The following is a 25,000-nucleotide window of genomic DNA, read 5'->3' as shown; positions in this document are numbered from 1 at the left end:
GGTGCTTTTCACCTTTCCCTCACGGTACTGGTTCACTATCGGTCACTAGGGAGTATTTAGCCTTACGGGATGGTCCCCGCAGATTCCGACCGGATTTCACGTGTCCGGCCGTACTCAGGATCCTGAAAAGAGTGTGCTTCATTTCGCTTACGGGGCTATCACCCTCTATAGCCAAGTTTCCCAACTTGTTCTGCTATAAAACACTTTTGTAACTCTTATATATCAGTCCTACAACCCCAACATGCAAGCACGTTGGTTTGGGCTCTTCCCCGTTCGCTCGCCGCTACTTAGGGAATCGATTTTTCTTTCTGCTCCTGCTGCTAATGAGATGTTTCAGTTCACAGCGTATTCCGTCAAATATCCTATGTATTCAGATACAGACAACTCTTACGAGTTGGGTTTCCCCATTCGGAAATCTTTGGGTCATAGCGTACTTACCGCTCACCAAAGCTTATCGTAGTTAGTCACGTCCTTCATCGGCTCCTAGTGCCAAGGCATTCACCACGCGCCCTTATTAACTTAACCTATACAACCGAAGTTGTGGTTTAAGTTTATGAGTTGGTCATTTTTCAGACCTGCGATTAAACCGTTCTTTTTAAAGAACTTTTTGTGTTGTTTCTCGGTTCATTTTAGTGCAATCTTACGATTGCTTTTAAAAGAATTTGTTACTATTCAGTTTTCAATGTACAACATGCTAGCCTTTCGACTAGCTATGGAGAATAGCGGGATCGAACCGCTGACCCCCTGCTTGCAAAGCAGGTGCTCTCCCAGCTGAGCTAATTCCCCATAGGATCACTTTGAGACCATGATACCTATTAAAGTATCACACTCAAAACTAAACAAAACTTTGAAACAAACAAATTGACACTTAAGTCCCTGTCGCTTTCCGATTATCCTTAGAAAGGAGGTGATCCAGCCGCAGGTTCTCCTACGGCTACCTTGTTACGACTTCACCCCAGTCATCTGTCCTGCCTTAGACGGCTCCTTCCTAAAAGGTTAGGCCACCGGCTTTGGGCATTACAAACTCCCATGGTGTGACGGGCGGTGTGTACAAGACCCGGGAACGTATTCACCGCGGCGTGCTGATCCGCGATTACTAGCGATTCCGACTTCATGTAGTCGAGTTGCAGACTACAATCCGAACTGAGACGTACTTTAAGAGATTAGCTCACCCTCGCGGGTTGGCAACTCGTTGTATACGCCATTGTAGCACGTGTGTAGCCCAGGTCATAAGGGGCATGATGATCTGACGTCGTCCCCGCCTTCCTCCGGTTTGTCACCGGCAGTCTCGCTAGAGTGCCCATCTGAATGCTGGCAACTAACAATAAGGGTTGCGCTCGTTGCGGGACTTAACCCAACATCTCACGACACGAGCTGACGACGACCATGCACCACCTGTCACTTTGTCTCCGAAGAGAACACTTCTATCTCTAAAAGCTTCAAAGGATGTCAAGACCTGGTAAGGTTCTTCGCGTTGCTTCGAATTAAACCACATGCTCCACCGCTTGTGCGGGTCCCCGTCAATTCCTTTGAGTTTCAACCTTGCGGTCGTACTCCCCAGGCGGAACACTTAATGCGTTAGCTTCGGCACTAAGAGGCGGAAACCTCCTAACACCTAGTGTTCATCGTTTACGGTGTGGACTACCAGGGTATCTAATCCTGTTTGCTACCCACACTTTCGAGCCTCAACGTCAGTTGCAGTCCAGTAAGCCGCCTTCGCCACTGGTGTTCTTCCATATATCTACGCATTCCACCGCTACACATGGAGTTCCACTTACCTCTACTGCACTCAAGTTAACCAGTTTCCAATGCCATTCCGGAGTTGAGCTCCGGGCTTTCACATCAGACTTAATAAACCGTCTGCGCTCGCTTTACGCCCAATAAATCCGGATAACGCTCGGGACATACGTATTACCGCGGCTGCTGGCACGTATTTAGCCGTCCCTTTCTGGTATGGTACCGTCAAACTAAAATCATTTCCTATTCTAGCTGTTCTTCCCATACAACAGTGCTTTACGACCCGAAAGCCTTCATCACACACGCGGCGTTGCTCCATCAGGCTTTCGCCCATTGTGGAAGATTCCCTACTGCAGCCTCCCGTAGGAGTTTGGGCCGTGTCTCAGTCCCAATGTGGCCGATCAGTCTCTCAACTCGGCTATGCATCATTGTCTTGGTAGGCCTTTACCCCACCAACTAACTAATGCACCGCGGATCCATCTCTAGGTGACGCCGAAGCGCCTTTTAACTTTGTGTCATGCGACACTAAGTTTTATTCGGTATTAGCATCTGTTTCCAAATGTTATCCCCAGCCTTGAGGCAGGTTGTCCACGTGTTACTCACCCGTTCGCCACTCACTTGAAAGGTGCAAGCACCTTTCGCTGTGCGTTCGACTTGCATGTATTAGGCACGCCGCCAGCGTTCATCCTGAGCCAGGATCAAACTCTCAATTTGAAAATTTGAAGATTGCTCTTCGATTAAACTGACTATATTTCGCTATATCTCTATAACGTAATCCGTTTATTGTTTGTTACGAATTGACTTCGCAAATTTGTTTTTGTTACTTTACGTAACAGCTACAGATTCGTTTGTTCAAAGTTTTGTTCAGTTTTCAATGTGCTACTCGTTGTCGCTGAGACAACTATATTATCTTACCACGCTCGTTTCGCTTTGTCAACTACTTCTTTTAAGAAGTTTTCGTCGACCTCACTGCCCTTACGCTCTCGCTCCCCCTTGCCTCGCAACGCTTTGCGTCGCTTCGCTCCGTCGGAACATATACTAATATACCAACTTTATTCCCCCTCGTCAACTACTTTTTTTACTTGTTTTTTTTACTTGTCCTTTTTCTTATTTCGCAAACTATTAATCGTATCTGTATTGTTTATTTCCAGTAACAAGTCAATAACGTTCGTTTTTTATGAAAATAAAAAAATAAGCTGTCTCCGGCTTACTTTGAAAATATAGGTAACTTACTAATTCGTTTTGCAGCTTCAGCTAAACGTTCTTCACCAATTGTTAATCCGACACGTATATAACCTTGCCCACCCTTACCAAATCCAGATGCATCAGCTACAGCAACATTAGCTTCTTCTAATAGTAAATCTGCAAACTCACTCGACGTATAGCCTTTAGGTACAGGCATCAACACATAAAAGGCTCCCCGCGGAACGTAAGGTTCCCAACCAAATTCTCGAACTGCATTAATAAATACATCACGACGACGTTGATATAGATTGGTCAGATCTGTAACAGCTTTTTCACGCGCTGCTCTATTTGTTAAGGCCTCAATTGCTGCATCTTGAACCGCTGGGAATAATGAAACGAATAAATGATCTTGAATTAGATTAAGCGCTTCAATCATCTCTGCATTTCCAACAGCAAATCCTACTCGCCACCCCGCCATATTGAACGTTTTTGAGAAAGTATATGTTTCAATTCCAACACTTTTTGAATTTTCTGTTTGTAGAAATGATAGTGGCTTATGGCCATCATAGCCGATTGCCCCATAGGCAAAATCAGATACAATACCAACCTGATTTTCTTCTGCAAAACGCACAGTTTGTTGGTAAAATTCTGAAGTTGCAATTGCGCCAGTTGGATTGTTAGGATAGTTTAAATATAAAAACTTAGCTGCTTCAGCTACTGAGTTTGGAATCGCTTCATAATCAACCAAAAAATTATTTTCTTGCTTTAAAGGTACTGCTTCATAATTTACGCGCCCCAATGCTGCGGCAGATAAATAATCAGGGTACCCAGGATCTGGAAATAATAATGTTTCCCCAGGATTCATTAATGCCCACGGCAGCTCAACCAAACCAATTTTCGAGCCGGCTAATATAGCTACTTCTGTTTCTGGGTCGATTGACACGCCATACTCATCAGCATAAAATTCTGCAACGGCTTTCTTAAAACGTTCTTCACCGCGAAATAATGAATATTTGTGATCAGCCGGATTTTCTGCAGCCGCTTGTAAAGATTTAACAATATACTCAGGGGTAGGTTGATCAGGGTTCCCTTGCCCCAAGTTAATCACATCTTTGCCGGCAGCAATTTTCGCATTCACTTTGGCAACAAGTGTTGCAAAAAATTGTTTAGGTAGTGTTTTAAGTAAGTCGGATTCTTCAAAATGCATACGTTATTCACCTTATCTGTAAAGTTCTGGACGACGATCGCTAAACACTGGGATTTCTCCTCGAATAGCTTTTTCATCATTAATATTAATTTCTGCTACTAATAATTCCACTTTGTCATCGCTTGCTTGTTGGACAATATTTCCTAGTGGGTCAATAATTAATGAACGACCACCAAATGTATTGTCGTTATCTCGACCTACACGATTCGCAGCGACCACAAATGTTTGATTTTCAATAGCTCGTGCTTGCAGCAAAAGTTGCCATTGTTTTATTCGTTGAATTGGCCATTCGGCAACGATATACAAAATTTCTTGTGGCCCTTGACTCATCATAGTACGTAACCACTCTGGAAAGCGAATATCATAGCAAATGGCACCGGCAGATGGTACATCCGCCAAATTAAAAAGATTTGTTTTATTGCCCGCTGACATGAATTTCTCTTCATTCATTAGTCCAAATAAATGTAACTTATTGTATTCACTAACTTGTTCGCCTTTGTCATTGAAAACAAACATCGTGTTGTAAAATTTGTTCTCTGCTTGGGCTGTTGCCACAGAACCACCAACAATGTTGAGATGATATTTTTTAGCGAGATCACGCAACAAATTAACGCTTCTTTGTCCTTGAGGATCAGATACGGTCTCCAAATTAAGGAGATCATACCCCGTATTCCACATTTCAGGATAAACTAAAATATCAGCCTCGACTGATGCAGCTTTCTGAGCATACTCGATTACTGTTTGCTCATTAATGGCTGGTTTCCCCAGTGCTATATCAATTTGTGCAATCGCAATTTTTAAGGTCATACGTGTTAAACCTCCGTTATTTATGGGAACTTTGGGAATTGATCAAAATCAGGATCGCGCTTTTCTTTGAATGAATCACGACCTTCTTTAGCCTCGTCTGATGTATAGTACAGCATAGTGGCATCCCCAGCAAATTGCTGTAAGCCTGCAAGTCCATCTGTATCGGCATTCATCGCCGCTTTAATGAAGCGGAGAGCAGTTGGCGACTTAGTTAATAGTTCATCAGCCCATTCAATTGTGGCGTCTTCTACTTCATTTAATGGGACCACTTTATTAATCCAATTCATTTGATAGGCTTCCTCAGCGGTATAGAAATGATTCAAGAACCATACCTCTTTGGCACGCTTATGCCCTATTACTCGAGCTAAATAGCCTGAACCATATCCAGCATCAAACGAGCCTACCATTGGTCCTGTTTGACCAAATTTAGCATTGTCAGCAGCAACAGTCAGATCAGCAACCAATTGCAATACGTTTCCACCGCCAACAGACCAACCCTTGACCATAGCAATAATCGGCTTAGGAATAATACGCATTAGTCGTTGCAAGTCCAAAACATTTAAACGAGGAATGCCATCAGAACCAACATACCCACCATTACCACGTACTTTTTGGTTCCCACCTGAGGAGAAAGCTTTATCTCCAGCACCAGTTAAAATAATCACACCAATTTGAGCGTTATCTCGTGCAATTGTAAAAGCATCTATCATTTCAGATACCATCCCCGGTGTAAAAGCATTGTGTGTTGCGACGTCGTTCATCGTAATTTTAGCAATTTTTCCAGGATTTTTGCCATCACTATTTTTTTCAAAAAGAATCTCGTCGTACTTCTTAATAGCGCTCCAAGTTGTCATTTGTTATACTCCATTCAGAAAGGAAATTAGTTATTATGAATATTATAGAACTTTTAGAATTAAAAACCACCATATTGTCTGCTGATAAAACAGTTGTTGAGTTAGCTGTCACTGATAAAATTATGCAACCTTATGGCATTGTTCATGGTGGTATTAACGCCTTATTAGCTGAAACAGCAGCCTCATTAGGTGCAAAAGAAGCTTTATCTGATAATCAATTTCCTGTTGGTGTCGATATCCAAACACACCATTTAAAACCAGTAAGCAAAGGAATTTTGATTGCCACTGCAACCCCAGTTAATATTGGTCATTCACTTCAAGTATGGCATGTTAAAATTACAGAAAATATTACTAACCAATTAACGAGTATAGCTACTGTTACCTTAAAAAACCAACAGAAAAAGAGCTAAACAAGTAAATGTTTGGCTCTTTTTTGTTGGTTATAAATAACTTATCATTTGTTTTTTTGACCAAAAAGCTTAGAGAATGCGCCAGGTTTTGGATGTGCTGCCTCATACAACAATTGCTGCTCATATTCTTCAGGCGTTGGCGTCTCATATGTCAGTGTTTCTAATCGCTCATATTTTGGATGTGAAATGATTAGATCAAGTTGAGTGTTGGGCATTATCGAACTAGTAAGATAGCTGACGCCATCAACGCTACGTTCAATTGTCCATTCTGACTTTCCAGGGGACAATAAAATATCTTCGCTAATTATGGCCACACTCTTTTTAATTTGTTGCTGATAATAGAGGGCAGCGTAACTAGATATTGGTCCATAACCAACAAACTCAAGACTGTGCGCCTTAGCCTGTTTTCGTGCAGTTTTAATGGCTGATATTAGTTCTAACTGACGATAATAACCTGCTTTTAGTGTGCCACTTGCAACAAATAATACGGCTTGTTGCGTTGTTTTTATTTTTTTCGTGACATAGTCAGTTACCGCTTCTTCTGGCTCTGAAAAAATAACCCGTAATACTTTACTCGTCACTTTCTCTGGCTGGTGCAAATAATTATATAATTGTGGCGCTATTTCTTGGTCGTCTTCTCGCAAAATACCAGCCCTTTTTATGCGAATATCGAAATTATGAAATGTAAAATGTCCGCTTCCTGCAGAAACTAAATCAATAACATAGAAAGCATATTCATCTGGTGTATTGATCAACAGTCTTTCAGTATTTTCACTGAAAGTAGCAATTGGCTGGTATTGCTGATCAAAAAAAGTCACCACCAAATAGGCAAACATCCGGTCACTGGCATCAATATGACGTTCTATCACATATGTCTCACCGTGTGACAGCTGGGGCAAGTCTGCCTTCACCACCGGTTGACCACTCATTCTGTTGTATGTAGAATGCCATCTCGCAACAACCTCTCCACTTGGTAAAAAATAATTTTCATAATACACTTCATTCAACGACCTGAAGTCAACTGTTGCCCCTTGAAGTCCCAGCAGTTCAGTATTGGGTGTCCAATAAATTTGATATTGCATTATTCACCCTCCACTCGCATAGTGTTTTGTAATACATTTAAATTAGTCATCATGAAGTCAACCATTTCATCAAGTTTCTCCGTATGTTGCCCTTCTTCACTTTCATGCTTTACTGGGACATTATGCTTGGCAAAGAAATCTAATAATTGACCTAAGCTCTGACCATCATATTCATCTTGAGACATCGAAAATAAGGCCACTTTGATATTTGTCCAGTTCGTATTCTCAATGTGTTTCCATAACTTTTCATTCATGGCTACGTTATCATCAGGCCTAACATAGCCACTCAAATAACGTCGTACATCTAAACGCCAACCATAATCAAAGCCACGTGAAATAGTTGATCCAGCAGTGAATGTGCCCAAATTAACAATTGGTTTTGCAATGACAACAGCAGCGGGGTTAAGATCAGCAGCGTAGTACAAAGCAGGGTAACTACCCATAGAAGCACCCATCAAAATAAGATCTTCGGCACGTAGTCCTAATGTTTTCATTTTTTGCTTAATTATTCTAATGATGGTCGCTTCATATTCTGCTGTTCCAATATCAAATGCGCCACCCTGTACACGCGCATCTGTAAACAATAAATATGGTGTTCCTAGACGATTTAACGCTTCTTGCATTTCAAACCCATCAACATGAAGCCTCGTATCCGCAAAACTGACAATCAGTGGTTTTTGACGATCTCCGGGATTAAAGTAACTTAACACTTCTTCATTTTCTTTGGTAAGCTGCCACGTTCCACCTGGTAGCAAATGTCCCAACCCATGTCGAGAGGCTCTTTGATGAATGACGTAAAAATCAAGGGTTCCCTGACCTTTACCCAAAACCAAGATTTCATAATTTTCGTAATCTTCAGGGGGCGCTACAGTTGTCAATTGGCGCAATGATTGACCAGCTATCAACTGTTGAGTCAATACTTCACCATTTTTATAAAACACAAATAGCAAGGCCGGTTCAGCTTTCTCTGTATGATTGTATTCCAACCATACCTCGTTTGCCCGACCACTTTGAAAATCACTTGTACCAGCCTTTAGTGTTCCTAATTGTTGCCAATCTTCTCCAAATTCACCTTCAAATTGTGTTGAAAAATCTCCTTGTCGTTGCAAATGAATTCCTTCAGGCACATAAGGAATAAATTGTTCGGCGCTAAAGCGTGTCGAAAAACCATATTGGCTGGTATCCATATCAGTAACTATTCTTTTTTCAACATTTTCTGGTGTATTTTCTTCAATACGAAAAGCGCGTCGCTCATCAAGAATTTTTTGAAAATCAGACGCTACTTCATGAGCAAAATAAATCACTCGTAATGCAGGCCATTCATTAATTTGACTGGATAGCAGCGTGCTTTCAAGATGATCATCTGTGAGCAACACATAGGTTTGTTCTAATACGTACGGATCCCTTTGCATGGCTAAAAAAGTAGGTAGGTCCAGTACTGATGTGTGGTGCCAATCGAGCTTATCAGTAATATATGGTGCCCAGTTTTCTGCGCCAATTTGTAAAATTGATATTGTCATTTTTCACCTGTCATTGCATCAAATTAGTTAGTTATTCATCTTACTTTTGATTTTGTTGAATACTTGCTGCCATTTAATCCATAGCATTTCACTAGTATATTCCGCTTGTATGTCTGCGGATACTTCTTGTGCTATTTCAAAATGCTTTTTATTATCCAAAAAGAAACTTATTGCTTTGTCTAACTCTGCAAAGTCTGCCAATACTTTACCATTTTTATCAGGCTCAAGGTAGACTGTTTCCGTGCTGTTAATTTGTGGTATAGAAAAATTAATTGCCACGGTTTGTAAGAATTGATTTGGTTCATTATCCAAATCAATTAGGATTTGCGTGTGTTTCATATAACGCACAAGTTGTTCTTCATTTTGAGTCTCCAAGAAATGAAAACGTGATTTAAAGGCCATTTGACTGTCCTGATCTACCAAGCCATGCTCATTTTTAGCTTTTAAACTCGCTTCATGAATTTGTTTTTGCATTGCTGAAGTTTTATCAGAAGTTTCAAATACAACTGTCGTCGTGTCATATTCATTAATAATATTAATTAATGCAGCAATAACTATCGTTTGTTGTGCAACAGATAAATTATGTGCTGAAATAAATAGACTTACCAGTGGACTCTGGAGATGTTCGTTTTCCACCATATCTGTTGCGTATGGTGGAACGATAGCAACTTCCTTTGTTTCACCATCAAATGCTATTACTTGTTGTTGATGTCGCTCATTGTCCGTAACAATAAAATCGCTAATTTTTCCCAATTTCTTGCCTACTTCAACAAAATTATTTTGTACGCTGACAATTATTGGTTGTTTGATAGCAATATCCTCAAGTATTTCACCAGTAGTTACGCTTGGAGAAATAATTATATTTTCATCATCGGGTATTTTATTCAAGTAATAACTTACGAGTTCATGAATCAATACCGTCATATTAGAAAATTGTGTCTGCTCTGTCCACAACTGTTGCGTTGTTACAAGACCAGTCAGTTCATCCTCTTGCAACACAATATCACCACTAGGAGTCAAGTAGTCTGTTCGAACTTGATTACCCTCATCAAATACGATAACTTTTGATACAAATCCTCGATCATCAATGATTAATTGTTGCGTCATCATATCGTCAGCAAACAAGTCAATATGGTCAAATGATAATTGATCACTCCAAATTGTCGCGTAGTGCTGGCCAGAAACGTTGACTAGAATTCGATCGGTCAACGTCATAAACTCTGCATAATCCGGCCAAGTAAAGTCATTTAATGCCACAGGTCGTGGCGCTGACAAGTCAATATGTTGTAATACATCAAACGCTGACCAAACGGTAGCTTTATCAATATTTTTGTTTGACAATATACCACGCAATTTGGGTAGATAATCACACAAGATGAAGGCAACTTCTTGTCCTTGTTCTAAAAATAATTGTGCTTGATGGATGCTGTCATTAAATTGTGGTATCTCTACGCCAAGTTCGCTCCAGTTTGGCATAATGTGAATTCTCATCGAAAGTACCTCATATGTACGGAGATCAATTCTCCTGATTTTAGACTAAATCATATTTAACTCATTGCAAGTTCAAATCTTGCCACTGCTTATAAACACTATCTTTGGTAAATAATTGTGCTTGTTGGGACGCTAATATGCTAGCCTCTTGCCATTGCTTATCATCTTGAAATAGCGAAACTATTCTGTTTGCAGCCTGATCATAATTACCAATTGGTACAAGTTGTTCATTTGACATGTATGTATTTGGTCCATAATTAACATTATACGCGATTACAGGAAGTCCATGCGACATCGCTTCAATATTTTGCATACCGTTCCCTTCAGTTGGTACGGTTGATAGCAATACTTGCGCTCCTTCTATTACATCATCCAACATTTTACCAACAACATAGTTACCAAATGTAACAGTATTTTTTAACCCTAGTTGTTCAATTAATAAATCTAACTCATTTAATAGCTGCCGATCAGTACTGTAACCCCGAAATTCTAGCGTCGCATCTGCTACACTAGCTTGCACGCTTTTTAGGATATACAGCGCATCTTGTGGTTGTTTTTCTTTGGCAATTCGGCCCAATACTAAAATTTTATGTGATTTACAATTGGCCAATAAATTTGTTTTATTTTCTTTGACAATCGTATCTGGTGCAGCCAACACGGGTAGTGTTGTTAATGGCTGCATATCTTGCTGTTGTTGTTTCGTGGCCACAATAATACCGGTAAAATCTAGTGCCCCGCGCATCAATTCAACTAATGTTGTCAACAATTGTCCCTTCAAATTTGTATGTGAACTATGCAAATAAAAATATTTTCCTTTTGTACTTTTTATTCCCGGTATGGTATTCAACATACTAGCTCTTTCTAAAATTATAGTCCCAGGATTTTGTTTCAGTTGCTCGTTCATAAAAAAGGTAAATAATTCATTTTCTGTATTAAACCGGTAATTTGCACCACAATAATTAATCAACTTATACATCGTTGGCATCAAATGCCCTTGGACATTCATATGTGTGATCTCTAAAACAACTTTCCCAACAGGAGTATAGAATTTTTGCAGACTAACTTCACCATTTGGATGAAAATAAGCGGTTGACGACTTAAAACCACGATAGTCCCATTCGTCACGTGCAACAATATGATCAAAGCGATCAAAGTATTCAACATTACCCATTAGCGCAACTGTCGCCGGCATGACATTTACCTTAGCAACAGTGCGTCCCTCATTTAGGATCAATGATTGGTCGGGATTAGGACTTTCAATGACGTATCTTTTTTTAGGAATTGTGACAGATTCGCGTAAATTTTGTTTGACTCGGCTAACCCGCGTCGCCTCTTGGAAAAAATCATACATATTCAAAACTTGATGGTCATTTAACCCAAGGGTTTTAATTGTCCGATGGAATACTGGTGTATAATTCCGTGTAACAAATAACGTTAAATTGCCAAATGAATTATACATCGATGTGCGAGCAGCCTGAGAAAATTCAGTACCGGAGTTAAATTCAAATGCATTCTCCGAAATGAAATAATTCATGATTCACTCTCCTCATCCGCACCCTTTAGATCATTAATCGTCATATGAAAATAATTAGCTTGTTTGACTGGCCACATTTTTTTTGCATCGACCAAAAGTAAACACCATTGTGCCCACACCGTGTCAGAACTATATCGATAAGACATTTCATAGGATGTGTCGCTGAGTTGTTGCATGAGACGTGGCTCTTTGAAGATGTGAATTAACGCTTCACCCATAGATTTGTAGTCATTTAGAGGCACGATGTAACCATTTTTTCCCTCATTAATAATTGCATTTGGACCATAGTTGACATCGTAAGTTACCCCAATGTCTCCCTGTGCCAACGCTTCCATCAGCGATAAATTAAACCCTTCCATACTTGAAGTAACACCAAAAACTTGCGCGTCTTGTTCGACCAATGCAACCTGATCAGTATAATCATGCAATGTCACAATGTTTTCTAAATTATTTTCTCTAATGGCTGACTCAATCAAACGTTCAGCAAGAAAATTATTGGTTGGATCCTTGTACCCATATAAATCAAGCGTTATTTGTGGCACTTGCTGGCGCGCATACGCAACCGCTTTTACTAATTGGTCAAGTTGTTTTTCTGGTGCTTTACGTGCCAATGCCACGACTTTACCAAATGTTCGCTCTGCCATAGGCACACGTTGCTGTTGTAACTGTTTCATTGGTATAACGCCAACTGGAATTGTAAATAGTTTCGTGGTTGGTTTGAATCGACTGCGAATATCATTTGTTTGCCTTTCCGTAGCGCTAACCACAGCATCATAGACGTTAATATTAAACAAACTATACTCATAATTATTATTTAATATGCCCTTTTCAGGATGACTCGCGTCACTAGCATGAGAATTATGCAAAAAAAGTACATTGTACGATGGTTTATCCAAATAACGCAATACAGTTTGAGCTAAATGTGCACGATCTAATATAAAAATATTTGGTTCATTTTTTGACCAGTACTCATCATTAAGCAAATTTAAAAAGTGCAAGGTTACTTGCTCAAGTGTATCAAAAATATGGATTTCGCCTACCCTACTCATCAACCGCCAACAAACTTTTTCAACAGATCCATCACTATTAATTTTGTTAAATGCTTCTAAAACCGTTCTCCCTTCGGGACTTTGCCATGTTTCGGAACCAATTTTATTATCAGGTGTGTACCATTGAGATAGAGAAACAAAGCCTCGAGAATCATACATATTAACACAATATAAATTACCAAAACCATCAAATAACTCAGTAGAGGCTACTTGCTTTTGATCAGTCCGATAATTAACACGAGCAATAAGCTGTTGATTTATATCGTAAATAAGATAACGATTTTTTTTAAGCTCTTCAACTCTATGCGTGTTAGCCACACCAAAATCCAGATCATTAACTGTTATCGTCTGATCAAATACCTCGGTTGCTTCTTGAAAATAATCAAACATGTTAATCACCTCGAAGGATTGTAAGCTGGTTGCTTTTATATTTTCATGCAAAAGAGGATCCCATTCGCGAAGCACAATTTTAAACTGTTCTCCGTGTGCTCGAAAAAGATCGGCGCGTTTTAATTGCGCATGCTCAATTCCTGATTTCTGTGGTTGCATAGTTGCATTTAAGAAAAAAATCATTCTATAAATCATGACCTAACAAATGTAAACAGTCAGCAGAATGCTCACGTATGCTGTCACCAATTCCTTTCCGAATTAAGAAAATATAATTCTCACCCTAGTTATATCCAATTTTAAAACCCAAGGATTAATTAGCAATTAAACCGACAACGCTATGAATTCAAAATAAGCTTTTCGAAAATTTATTTCGTATTATACGATTAGCAAAGTATTTGTAATTTATTTACATAATCCTCTATTATTATACAAACGAAAGACTTTCAAAATGAACCCTACTCTGAATTTATCAATTACGATACCTATCAATATGTTCTTAGATTCTATCTGGTTAGTTGAATTAACACTTATTTTTTTACTAATTATCATGATCTACCCTCTCTGCAGGTATTTTCAGCAATTACGCACACAACACGAATATGAAAGTCGCGCCACACAGACATATGTTACGAAACTGGAGCAAATTTGTTCGTCCTACAGACATTTTCAACATGACTATAAAAATATACTTGCCAGTTTAGCTCTAGCGATTGATACCAAAAATTTATGTGAAATAGAAGAAGTCTATCATTCTTTCTTATCAGAAAGTACTAGTGCTTTACCTCTTTCACCAACTTTAAATCTTCAATTGATCACCGATTTAAACCTACGTAGTTTACTCGTTGTCAAAAATCAATATGCTATTGATAGTGGTCTATTTTTTAAAGTCGATATTGCAGAAAAGTTCAATATGACTGTGACGCTAGATCTTTATCGAACTATTGGTATTTTGCTTGATAATGCCATTGAGGGAGCCATAAACAGCATCGAAAGGAAGGTCATTTTATCTATTTTGTCAGATAACGATTATCATATTGTCAGTATTACAAATACCATTAATCAGAATGTGACCCTTTCAAACATGAACAAAAATGGTTTCTCAACGAAACCGGGTCACTCTGGTATTGGATTAACCTTTGTAGAACAGTACATGGCGCGGATGCCTACGATTTCGATGCATGCTACTTTGATGAATCAGAATTTTACGCAGACGCTTACTATCGGAGAACTTCACAATGATTTATCTGCTAGAAGACGACATTACACAACAAAAGCGTATTAAACAGTATATACAACATATTCACACGTTCACTTCGCCTGCCAATTTATTATCTGCAGTGCTAAAAGATAAAACCCCGAAGATTATTTTACTGGATCTTGAAATTAAAGACGTCATTTATGCAGGTCTTCAAACTGCGCAACTAATTCGCAAGAATGATATTATTTCACCGATTATTATTGTCACAACTCATTGTGAATTATCATGGCACACATTTCAACATCACATCAGTGCATTGGACTTTATTGACAAATCACAACCTGAGTCTGCGTTCGCACAACAACTCAAGTCGGCTATTTACACAGCTGATCAAGTACTTAAACGATACGATAAAAAATCTCCTAACCTGATTACTATACGCAATGGTGCACACCTCGTCCAATTCGACCTCAACCATCTTTCTTATGTCTCCAGTAATAAGGGTACACATTATATCAATGTTTTCACAAAGAATGGTGTAAGCAAAATTCGAAATACAATCAAAACTATTGCTTCAAGCCATGAAAACTTCATACAGATTCATGCATCATTTTGTATTAATCGTGACTTTATCAAGCAATACTTAAAGTCAGAAAAAATAATTGAATTAACAGATGGTACACTGTTACCGGTGACACGTAAATTCCAACACCATTTGATCCAGTTTAAGACACCAACAATACGTACTTAAGGTTTTTACCGGAATGCGTGACATTCATAAAACATCTTCAATATCTTCTTCAAGATCCTTGGGTTCTGTTTTTGGGGCATAGCGTTTTACGACGTTTCCCTCCTTATCCACTAAAAACTTTGTAAAATTCCATTTGATTGTGCTACTACCCAGCATTCCTTTTGAATTCTCTTTCAAATATTTAAACAAAGGATCTGTGTTTTTACCATTCACGGCAACTAGTTGATGCATTGGAAAAGTTACACCATAAGTAAGTTGACATGCTTGGGCTGCTTGTGATGCGGTTTCTAACTCTTGTTTGAATTGATTAGATGGAAAGCCTAAAATTACTAGTCCCTTATCTTTATACTTCTTATATAATTTTTCTAACTCACCAAATTGTGGTGCATAGCCGCACTTCGTAGCAGTATTAACAATCACTACTGGATGATTGGCTAGCTTATTAAGTGAATAAGTTTCTCCGTTTTCTAAGGTTGCAAAATAATCGTATATGCTCATAATCACTACTCCTTAATTTTAATGTATTATAACATTATGAAAATTAGTTGTTATACTATTTGTTTTCTACCAAGTTTTCAATTGTTCTATCTTTTATAAAAAAATAAACCAACAGGCTACTAACGTCCTGTTGGTTTATTTTTTGTTATTTATCAGTATCGTCTTGTGCTCGATCTAATAGTTCTGAAACTTGGTCAATTTGTTGCTCATCCAACGGTGCCTTATCAGATGTTTCACGTGAAACATCCTCTAGCACTTCCTCGTGTTCTACTTTTGCTAACGTAGCCACTTTGGCATTACCTTCTAAGCGAATCAAACGCACACCCAGTGTTGCACGTCCTGTCTGACTGACAGAATCAACATTAAAACGAATCATTACACCTTGTGTCGTCGTAACCATAATATCTTCTTGGCCACTAACAATAGTCATTCCAGCAAGGGGACCATTTTTCTCGGTGATATTTGCCGTTTTAATTCCTTTACCGCCACGACCCTTGATTGGATATTCGCTCACTGGTGTTTGCTTTCCGTAACCTTTTTCCGTGATGATCAAAACATTATGATCTTTTTCCAACACGTCAGAACCAACCACTAGATCCCCTTCGCGAAGGCGAATCCCACGGACTCCAGCAGCTGAACGTCCCATAACACGTACATCGTTTTCAGCAAAACTAACTGAATAACCATTGTGTGTCGCAATAATAATATTTTGCGTACCATCAGTAATTTGAACAGATAGTACTTCATCATCATCATGCAAAGTTAAGGCTTTTAGTCCATTCGTACGAATATTTGCAAATTCCTTTACCGCTGTACGCTTGACAACACCCAAACGAGTTACAAAGAATAGGTAATCATTGCTTTCACCGGCTTCCCCACGAACATTGATAACGGTTTGAATTTTTTCATTTCCTTCAAAATTCAAAAGATTAACAACTGGGATTCCCTTCGCTTGGCGACCATATTCTGGTACTTCATAGCCTTTCATACGGTAGACTTTACCCTTATTAGTAAAGAACAACAAAGTATCATGCGTTGATGTAGAGATCATCTGGTCAACAAAATCCTCATCATGAACATTCATACCCTGAACACCACGACCACCTCGATTTTGTGCCTTAAACTCTCCAGTTGCAACGCGTTTGATGTAACCACTATTAGTCAATGTTACGATTACATCTTCTTCTTCAATCAAATCTTCATCTTCAATACTTAGAACGTCACCAACCTGCAATTCTGTGCGACGCTTGTCACCAAACTTTGTTTGGATTTCTAGTAGCTCATTATAAATAATTTCATCAACACGTTCTTCATGCGCCAAAATATCTTTCAAATCAGCAATCAGAGCAACAAGTTTTTGATATTCTTCTTCAATCTTGTCACGTTCCAAGCCAGTCAAACGAACCAAACGCATGTCCAAGATAGCTTGTGCTTGTTTATCAGATAAAGCATAACCATTAATTAAACGAGTTTTAGCTTCCTCAGAGGTCTTTGACGAACGGATAATTGTGATAATTTCGTCTATATGATCAAGCGCAATGCGTAAACCTTCTAAAATGTGCGCGCGCGCTTGTGCCTTTTGTAATTCAAATACTGTACGACGACGGATAACTTCACGTTGATGTGCCAGATAAGCAACAAGTATCTCTTTCAAACTCATTGTCTTAGGCGCACCGTGATCAATCGCCAACATATTAAAGCTAAAACTAGTCTGCAATAATGTTTGCTTATATAGATTATTTAAAATGACACTTGCCGAAGCATCGCGACGAACATCAATAGAAATTCGTAAGCCTTCACGATCCGATTCATCGCGAATTCCTGTGATGCCTTCTATCTTTTTATCACGTGCTAATTCAGATATACGCTCAATTAAACGCGCCTTGTTAACGGCGTAAGGTAGCTCAGTTACAACAATCTGCTCTTTACCTGATTTAAGTTGCTCAATATCTACTTTTGCACGTACAGTTACAGTGCCACGTCCAGTTTCATATGCACGACGAATACCTGACTTTCCCATAACAATACCACCAGTGGGAAAATCGGGTCCAGGTAATGCTTCCATCAGGTCGGCTGTGGTAGCCTCTGGATTATTCATCAAAATATGAAGCGCAGAAATCACTTCAGCAAGGTTATGCGTTGGAATGTTCGTTGTCATTCCAACAGCAATTCCGGTGGCCCCGTTAACCAACAAATTTGGAAAACGTGCTGGTAATACTTCCGGTTCGCGTTCCTCACCATCATAGTTGGGAATAAAATTAACTGTATCTTTGTTTAAATCACGAACCATTTCCATGGCGACTTTACTCAAACGAGCTTCCGTATACCGCATAGCAGCAGCACCGTCGCCATCGACAGAACCAAAGTTTCCGTGACCGTCAATTAACATGTGTCGGTATGAAAAAGGTTGTGCCATCCGGACCATTGACTCATAAATTGCAGAATCTCCGTGGGGGTGATATTTACCCATTACATCCCCAACAATACGAGCCGACTTTTTGTGTGGCTTATCTGGTGTGTTTCCCTGTTCAATCATTGAATACAGAATTCGTCGATGTACCGGCTTCATGCCATCGCGCACATCTGGCAGTGCACGTGCCACAATAACAGACATGGCATATGACAAGAATGACGTTTTCATTTGTTCTGACAAATTCGCATTTTTAATACGGCTGTCGTTTAACTCAGACATTACTTATTTACTCCTCGCAAATATTTTATGACTTTTATATTGTGTTTTTAAATTCAATACTAAACACACTTGGATTAAATATCCAAATTTTCAACAAAGACTGCATTATCTTCAATAAACTTTCGACGTGGAGGCACATCGCCACCCATCAACATGTCAATAACTGCTTCAGCTTCTTCAGCATCAGCTGGATCAACACGTAATAAACGACGGTTCTGAGCATCCATGGTCGTATCAGCTAATTGATCATAATCCATTTCTCCAAGTCCCTTGTATCGTTGCACTTTTGGCTTAACATTGGATGGCAATTGCGACAAATATGACTCAAGTTCTTCATCAGAATCCAAGTAAGTCATTGATTTGTTGTTGCCTAAAGCAACGCCATACAAAGGTGGCTGAGCAATATAAATATAGCCAGCATCAACCAAGGGTCGCATATAGCGATAAAATAATGTCAAAAGTAACGTACGAATATGTGCGCCATCAACATCCGCATCAGTCATAATAATAACTTTATGATAGTTAGCTTTTTCAACATTAAAATCATCCCCAAAGCCAGTGCCCATAGCTGTAAAGAGCGAGCGAATTTCTTCGTTAGCCAAAACACGTTCCAGTGAAGCTTTCCCCACGTTCAAAATTTTACCACGAATTGGCAAAATAGCTTGTGTTACACGGTTTCGTCCTTGCTTAGCAGAACCACCGGCAGAGTCACCCTCAACGATGAACAATTCTGAAATGGCAGGGTCATTTGATGTGTTATCTGCCAACTTTCCGGGTAGATTACCAATCTCCAAACCAGATTGTTTACGCGTCATTTCGCGAGCACGTTTAGCTGCTAAACGTGCTTTTTGAGCCAAGACACCTTTTTCAACAATTTGTTTAGCAACATTTGGGTTTTCCATCATGAAACGACTAAATGTTTCTGAGAACATGCGATCTGTGGCTTGACGCGCATCAGAATTGCCTAGTTTGGTCTTAGTTTGTCCCTCAAATTGTGGATCTGGATGCTTGATAGAAACAATCGCTGTCATTCCTTCACGAACATCTTCACCAGTCAAACTTTCCGCACCGTCTTTAATTTGACCACTTTTACGTGCATAATCATTAATCACACGTGTCAATGCTGTTTTAAAGCCGGTTTCATGCGTCCCGCCTTCATAAGTATTAATATTGTTTGCAAAAGTACGCAAACTGTCTTTTATGTCAGTTGTGTATTGTAAAGCAGCTTCAACGACAATTCCATTTTCCTCACCCTCAACATAAACCGGTTCAGGAAAAATAACTTGCTTATCTTCGTTTAGGTATTGAACATATTCTTTAATACCACCTTCAAAATGGAAGCTCTCTTTGATTGGTTCTTCTAAACGTTTGTCAGCAATCGAAATACGTAATCCTTTATTTAAAAAGGCCAACTCGCGCACACGTGTCAACAAAGTCTTGTAATTATAAGTTGTTGTCTCGCGAAAAATATCAGTATCAGGCTTAAAGTGAACAATTGTGCCGCGTTCAATCGTTGGTTCCTCGTCTAAGGTTCTCATAGTTGTGTGAACACGACCAACTTTGAAGTCCATATAGTAAACTTTATTATCACGAACCACTTTAACATCTAAGTCGGTTGACAACGCATTAACAACAGAAGCACCAACACCATGCAATCCACCAGATACTTTATACCCGCCGCCACCAAACTTTCCACCAGCGTGAAGCACGGTAAACACAGTCTCTAGCGCGGGTTTCCCTGTTTTTGTTTGGATATCAACCGGAATACCTCGTCCATCATCTGTTACAGTAATTGAATTATCTTTTTCGATTGTTACCGTTATGTGGGAAGCAAATCCTGCCAACGCTTCATCAATACCGTTGTCGACAATCTCCCACACCAAATGATGCAAACCTTGGGCTGTAGTCGTTCCTATATACATTCCGGGACGCTTACGAACAGCCTCTAAGCCTTCCAATACTTGAATTTGATCAGCATTATAATCACCGGCCTTCGCATCAACCGTGCTAGCGTGTCGGATTTCTTCGTCATCAGTAATAATATCATCAACTGATTCTAATTCTTGATCTATATTTTCGTTATTTTCTGCCATTTTGTATCCTTTATGTACTATCTATTATCATCACATAGCAAAATCAATTCATTGATTTAACCTATGTGTCGTTTTCGAGTGTAATCACTCCTTGTTTCACATGAAACACACGTGGTTTTCGAATGAGTTGCCGTGCAATATCGCTGAGTGTTGGTGCAGTGATAAATGTTTGCACCTTATCTTGAATTGCCAATAATAAATGTGTCTGCCGACTGGCATCAAGTTCACTAAGTACATCATCGAGAAGCAATACTGGATACTCCCCAGTTTCTTGTTGCATTAAATCAATTTCGGCTAATTTAATAGCCAACGCCGTTGTTCGTTGCTGTCCTTGTGAACCAAAAATAGCAACATTATTCCCATTAACATCAAATTGTAATTCGTCGCGATGAGGGCCAACCATTGTCGATCCTTGCATAATTTCACGTGAACGCTGACGTGACAATGCATCAGCGAATACCGATTTCACCTCTTCAAGACTAGCATCTGAAGCAAAATCAACCGAACTCATATATCGTAATTTCAAAGCTTCACGCTGATCAGATATTTCAGCGTGAATTGGTTGTGCAGCCAATTCTAATTTGTTCAAAAATTCTTGACGTGCAATTAAAATTTGTGAACCTACATCAACCAATTGTTCACTCAATACATCCAAGAATACTGTGTCCGTTGTCTGTTTAAGTTGCAAACGCTTAAGATAAGCATTTCTTTCTTTTAAAATCCGCTTGTATTGTGTCGTATTATACAAATACAAGGGGTTCATTTGGCCAAACTCCATGTCAATAAAACGGCGACGTACGCTTGGCGCCCCTTTAACCAGCTCAAGATCTTCTGGTGCAAACAAAATGACATTGAGTTGCCCGATATAATGCGACAGCTTTGATTGTTCAAGATGATTAACCCGTGCTTTTTTACCCTTATTAGAAAAATGGAGCGACAGCGGGGTCTCACTAATAGAACGTTTAACCCGGCCACTGATAGTTGCTTCTTTTGCTTGCCATTGGACCAAGTCTTTGTCACTACTGGTTCTATGTGACCTTGCAAGTGCCAATACATAAATACTTTCTAATAAGTTTGTTTTTCCTTGCGCATTTTCACCAAGAAAAACATTCACACCCGAGCTGAATTCCAGCGTTAAATCTGAATAATTACGATAATGATCGAGCTTTAACGATTCGAGTTCCACGAACCGGGTCCTTTAGGTTTGTTTGTCGAGCGACCAAATCCACCAGCACGAGTACGATTTTTTTTGCGTAATTCAGCAAATCTAGCTTCCTTACGGGCTTTGGCTGCAGCTGCCTTTTGTGCCTTAATACGATCATCACGGACGGTTTTTTTAGCGTTCATAGCACGTTCAGCTCTTTGCGTCTCAGCTTCTGCTATCAACTCTTCAGCATTCTCTGCTAATTCAATTGTGTATGTTTCGCCATCAATAACAATCTCATCATGATCGTATAACTTTTTACCGCGACGATTTTCTGTTTCTCCGTTGAGTAACACCGGAAAATCCATTAAATAATATTTGGCCTGGCCGCCTGATGAAATAATGTTCTCTTCTTTTAATAATTGTGTCAAAGTAATGTATTCAGTTGTGATACGTACGCTGGTTGTCATATATCGCTTTCTCTTTGTGAGTTAATGGTCACGGTAGTTACTATAGTATTATACCATTTTTAAACCCTAAAAGCTCAAAAACGAGGCCTAAAATTGTATATAAGCAATTCTAGGCCTCGTTAGTGTGTTTTGTTTATTTTTGTTTAAACGGGTTTATTTTCAAGTATTTGAACAAATGACATATTTTTCAATTTAAAACGTGCGGACTGGTGTTATGAGTTGTAATTGTTTATTGTCTGTCTCTCCTTCAGGTGTCAAAGTAAACGGACGTAAATTACTTGTAAATTTAACATCTACACGCTTGCCATTAAAAATACGCAAAGCATCACGAACGTAATCCGGATTGAAAGAGATTTCTAAGTCCTCCCCTTCAATGCTATTGGCATTCAACTCTTCGGTCACCTGTCCAACTTCTTGAGATGTACCGGTTAACACTGCACGCCCTGCTTTTAATGACAATTGAACAACGTTATTCCGACTTTCGTGACTCAGTAAGCTTGCTCGATCAATTGCACCCAGTAATGAGCTTGCCTCAATTGTGATTTGTGTCGTGCTCTCCGTGGGAATCAAACGATCTGTCTCAGGATAGTTTCCCTCTAGTAAACGTGAATAAAATGTTGTATGTCCTAAATCAAACACCGCTTGGTTTGTAGAAAACTTGATTTCCACACGATCTTGTCCCTCGAGTAATGCTTGTAATTCATTAAAAGATTTTGCTGGAATAATTACATTTGCATCAACATTGTTGGCGTCAGTTCCTGTTAGTTGAACAATGCGTTGGGATAAGCGATGAGAATCAGTTGTAACTGCCTTCACGCTATTTCCTGTTAATTGTAGATGTATCCCAGTTAAAATTGGTCGACTTTCTTGTGTAGAAGCTGAAATTTTTGTTTGCGAAATAATATCGACAAGTTGCGCAGCAGAAACACTCAAACTTTGCACATCATCCATTTCTGGTAATTGTGGGTAGTTTTGTACGTCTTGTCCATTAATTGTAAATGATGAGGCACCAGATGTAATAGTAGCTCGTAAGCCCTCAACATTAAGAGTCATTGCATCATTAGGAAGGCGCTTAACAATATTAATAAAGAAAGTTGCCGGTAAGGTAATGCCACCAGGAGTTGTGATAATTAATTGGGCACTAGTATCTGATTGTGGCACAGTTGTTTCAATAGAAATATCTGCATTTGAACCAGTAAGGACTAATTCTTCATCATTTAAAACTAATTTGATATTAGTCAAAATTGGAATAGTTGTTCGTGATGAAATAGCACGTGATACATCATTGAGTGCTTTAATAAAGGCTGAACGGTTAATTGTAAATTGCATGATGTTACTCCTTTTTAAATTAAGCAAATAAGTGATAGTTATATTAATAATTATATAAAAAATATGTAGTAGTAATAATAAGGGGTGTTGATGTTGTGGAAAAGTCACCTGTGACTAACAGAACGTTTACAAGTAGTTGTTCACAACGCTGTTGGTAACTACCCTATTTTTACAACTTTATAAACATACGTTTTTATGAGCAATGCTTAGAGTTATTTGCCATGTTTAATTTCATCAGTTAGGGCGTCCAACATTTCCTTTGTACGCGAATCGCTCTCTGATTTTTCAGTTATTTTGGTCGTGGCATGTAGTACCGAAGAATGATCTCGCCCACCAAATGAACGGCCAATGTCAGGCAAACTTTCATTTGTTAGCGTTCTTGTTAGATACATAGCAACATGCCGTGCAGTGACAAGATCTTTTTTGCGACTTGAACTTTTAAGATCATCAATAGTTTGCATATAATAATCTGCCACAACCTGTTGAATGCGCTCAACAGTGATCTTGAAGCCTTGATTAATATTTAAATCACCTAATATTTGTTGAGCAGTCTCTTTTGTAGCCGGTTTATTCATATATCGCAAGCTGGCTTCAAACTTATGAAACGCCCCTTCTAAGCTACGCACATTGGAATCAATTTTTTCGGCAATCAGTTCTAACACATCGTTAGGAATATCTAAGCCATCAGATTCAGACAAATTTTGTAGAATAGCTACTCTTGTCGGTAAATCAGGTTTTTGAATATCCATCATAATGCCGGCTTCAAAACGTGATGTTAATCGTGTTTGTAGATCAACAATCTCTGTTGGTAATTTATCTGAAGTCATAACGATTTGTTTACCATTTTTAGTTAAAACGTTAAAAGTATTGAAAAATTCTTCCTGAACTTTTTCTTTTCCAGACCAGAATTGGATGTCATCAACAAGTAAGAGGTCAACAGAACGATATTCTTGCTTAAAAGCTGCTGTAGCACCATCCCCTGCGCGCAAAGATTCAGTAAAATCGTTCAAAAAATCTTCAGCTGTAGCGTATTTGATGTGTGCGCTTGGCGTCGACACAGCATACGCGTTGCCGATAGCTTGCATCAAATGTGTTTTCCCAAGACCAACCCCACCATAAATTAAATAAGGATTGTATACTTGTCCAGGCTCATCAGCAACTGCACGCGCGACAGCATAGGCATTTTCGTTTCCTGAACCGATAACAAATTTTTCAAAAGTAAAATCTGGATTTAAGTCAGATTCGCGCGTAAATGATAAATTATCTGAAAAAGTTGGTATAGTGGTAGGCTTTGCTTCGGCCACTTGCAAGTCGGGCTTAATAAAACCATCAGCAATCGACATGGCAAATTGTACAAAATCCATGGAGTATTCACTATCCCATTGATCAATGATATCTTGTGCCATATCACTTGGTACTGCTAATGTTAAACTGGTATCCCCTAGTGTCAGCGGTTTTAGCGGTTCTATATAGGTGGAAAAAGTAACACGACCGAGCTTGGTAAAAAATTCGGCTTGCACTTTTGACCATAATTCTTCTTTGGTTATTGGTTTTGTCAC

General features: G+C 39.1%; 18 protein-coding genes, 1 tRNA gene and 2 rRNA genes (1 of these 21 cut by a window edge). 3 read left to right on the top strand and 18 right to left on the bottom strand.

The genetic code is table 11. The features are described from left to right. From RHP56_RS00105 to menB, 6 genes are all read right to left on the bottom strand, one after another. Positions 1 to 525: ribosomal RNA gene (locus RHP56_RS00105) — 23S ribosomal RNA — on the bottom strand (it extends 2,391 nt beyond the left edge of the window). A 188-nt stretch (positions 526 to 713) separates the two neighbouring features. Next, positions 714 to 786 (bottom strand) — tRNA-Ala (locus tag RHP56_RS00100). A 114-nt stretch (positions 787 to 900) separates the two neighbouring features. Then, positions 901 to 2,451, bottom strand: a 16S ribosomal RNA gene (locus RHP56_RS00095). The 16S and 23S rRNA genes sit together here with 1 tRNA gene alongside, the layout of an rRNA operon. A gap of 493 nt (positions 2,452 to 2,944) precedes the next feature. Further along, positions 2,945 to 4,129: a pyridoxal phosphate-dependent aminotransferase gene (locus RHP56_RS00090; RefSeq protein ID WP_462794706.1), complete on the bottom strand. Its 1,185-nt coding sequence runs from the start codon at positions 4,127 to 4,129 to the stop codon at positions 2,945 to 2,947. Between the two features lie 12 nt (positions 4,130 to 4,141). Further along, positions 4,142 to 4,936 (bottom strand): carbon-nitrogen family hydrolase, encoded by a 795-nt coding sequence (locus RHP56_RS00085; protein ID WP_102753439.1) that lies wholly within the window; start codon positions 4,934 to 4,936, stop codon positions 4,142 to 4,144. 20 nt (positions 4,937 to 4,956) lie between these two features. Beyond that, positions 4,957 to 5,790 (bottom strand): 1,4-dihydroxy-2-naphthoyl-CoA synthase, encoded by an 834-nt coding sequence (menB, locus tag RHP56_RS00080; RefSeq protein ID WP_036092883.1) that lies wholly within the window; start codon positions 5,788 to 5,790, stop codon positions 4,957 to 4,959. Positions 5,791 to 5,825: 35 nt separating this feature from the next. On the opposite strand from menB, the gene RHP56_RS00075 reads away from it, so the two are divergent. Beyond that, on the top strand, positions 5,826 to 6,200 hold the full coding sequence (locus RHP56_RS00075) for a PaaI family thioesterase (protein ID WP_011679032.1): 375 nt from the start codon (positions 5,826 to 5,828) through the stop codon (positions 6,198 to 6,200). 44 nt (positions 6,201 to 6,244) lie between these two features. Here the strand turns inward: RHP56_RS00075 and asp3 are convergent, their stop codons facing one another. The 5 genes from asp3 to RHP56_RS00050 form a co-directional block, all read right to left on the bottom strand. Continuing rightward, complete coding sequence (gene asp3, locus RHP56_RS00070) at positions 6,245 to 7,282, bottom strand: accessory Sec system protein Asp3 (protein ID WP_042251843.1); 1,038 nt, start codon at positions 7,280 to 7,282, stop codon at positions 6,245 to 6,247. Beyond that, on the bottom strand, positions 7,282 to 8,802 hold the full coding sequence (gene asp2, locus RHP56_RS00065) for an accessory Sec system protein Asp2 (protein WP_102753440.1): 1,521 nt from the start codon (positions 8,800 to 8,802) through the stop codon (positions 7,282 to 7,284). Before asp2 ends, asp3 begins: the two co-directional genes overlap by 1 nt. 27 nt (positions 8,803 to 8,829) lie before the next feature. Next, positions 8,830 to 10,293: an accessory Sec system protein Asp1 gene (gene asp1, locus RHP56_RS00060; protein WP_258984344.1), complete on the bottom strand. Its 1,464-nt coding sequence runs from the start codon at positions 10,291 to 10,293 to the stop codon at positions 8,830 to 8,832. Between the two features lie 61 nt (positions 10,294 to 10,354). Next, the gene (locus RHP56_RS00055; protein WP_042251850.1) at positions 10,355 to 11,827 is read right to left on the bottom strand and encodes a glycosyltransferase; all 1,473 of its coding nucleotides are present in this window, start codon (positions 11,825 to 11,827) and stop codon (positions 10,355 to 10,357) included. Next, complete coding sequence (locus RHP56_RS00050; RefSeq protein WP_462794705.1) at positions 11,824 to 13,449, bottom strand: glycosyltransferase; 1,626 nt, start codon at positions 13,447 to 13,449, stop codon at positions 11,824 to 11,826. Before RHP56_RS00050 ends, RHP56_RS00055 begins: the two co-directional genes overlap by 4 nt. A 265-nt stretch (positions 13,450 to 13,714) precedes the next feature. Here RHP56_RS00050 and RHP56_RS00045 point away from each other — a divergent pair, with 265 nt between their 5' ends. Continuing rightward, positions 13,715 to 14,548, top strand: a complete 834-nt coding sequence (locus RHP56_RS00045; protein WP_462794704.1) for a GHKL domain-containing protein — start codon at positions 13,715 to 13,717, stop codon at positions 14,546 to 14,548. Next, the gene (locus RHP56_RS00040; protein ID WP_014324119.1) at positions 14,502 to 15,215 is read left to right on the top strand and encodes a LytR/AlgR family response regulator transcription factor; all 714 of its coding nucleotides are present in this window, start codon (positions 14,502 to 14,504) and stop codon (positions 15,213 to 15,215) included. Before RHP56_RS00045 ends, RHP56_RS00040 begins: the two co-directional genes overlap by 47 nt. Before the next feature lie 24 nt (positions 15,216 to 15,239). Here RHP56_RS00040 and RHP56_RS00035 read toward each other — a convergent pair whose 3' ends face one another. From RHP56_RS00035 to dnaA, 7 genes are all read right to left on the bottom strand, one after another. Further along, positions 15,240 to 15,713: a glutathione peroxidase gene (locus tag RHP56_RS00035; RefSeq protein WP_002816095.1), complete on the bottom strand. Its 474-nt coding sequence runs from the start codon at positions 15,711 to 15,713 to the stop codon at positions 15,240 to 15,242. Positions 15,714 to 15,858: 145 nt separating this feature from the next. Further along, entirely contained in the window at positions 15,859 to 18,405 is a 2,547-nt protein-coding gene (gyrA, locus tag RHP56_RS00030; RefSeq protein ID WP_011679027.1) for a DNA gyrase subunit A, read from the bottom strand. A gap of 74 nt (positions 18,406 to 18,479) precedes the next feature. Next, a complete protein-coding gene (gyrB, locus tag RHP56_RS00025; protein ID WP_011679026.1) occupies positions 18,480 to 20,498 on the bottom strand; it encodes a DNA topoisomerase (ATP-hydrolyzing) subunit B in 2,019 nt (672 codons plus the stop codon). Between the two features lie 61 nt (positions 20,499 to 20,559). After that, the gene (recF, locus tag RHP56_RS00020) at positions 20,560 to 21,684 is read right to left on the bottom strand and encodes a DNA replication/repair protein RecF (RefSeq protein WP_011679025.1); all 1,125 of its coding nucleotides are present in this window, start codon (positions 21,682 to 21,684) and stop codon (positions 20,560 to 20,562) included. Next, positions 21,666 to 22,112 (bottom strand): S4 domain-containing protein YaaA, encoded by a 447-nt coding sequence (gene yaaA, locus RHP56_RS00015; protein WP_011679024.1) that lies wholly within the window; start codon positions 22,110 to 22,112, stop codon positions 21,666 to 21,668. Before yaaA ends, recF begins: the two co-directional genes overlap by 19 nt. A gap of 192 nt (positions 22,113 to 22,304) precedes the next feature. Beyond that, positions 22,305 to 23,441, bottom strand: a complete 1,137-nt coding sequence (gene dnaN, locus RHP56_RS00010; protein ID WP_014324117.1) for a DNA polymerase III subunit beta — start codon at positions 23,439 to 23,441, stop codon at positions 22,305 to 22,307. Between the two features lie 212 nt (positions 23,442 to 23,653). After that, the gene (gene dnaA / locus RHP56_RS00005; protein WP_002816101.1) at positions 23,654 to 25,000 is read right to left on the bottom strand and encodes a chromosomal replication initiator protein DnaA; all 1,347 of its coding nucleotides are present in this window, start codon (positions 24,998 to 25,000) and stop codon (positions 23,654 to 23,656) included.

The organism is Leuconostoc sp. C5 (assembly GCF_056530425.1).
This window is presented reverse-complemented; position numbering and strand designations above follow the sequence as displayed.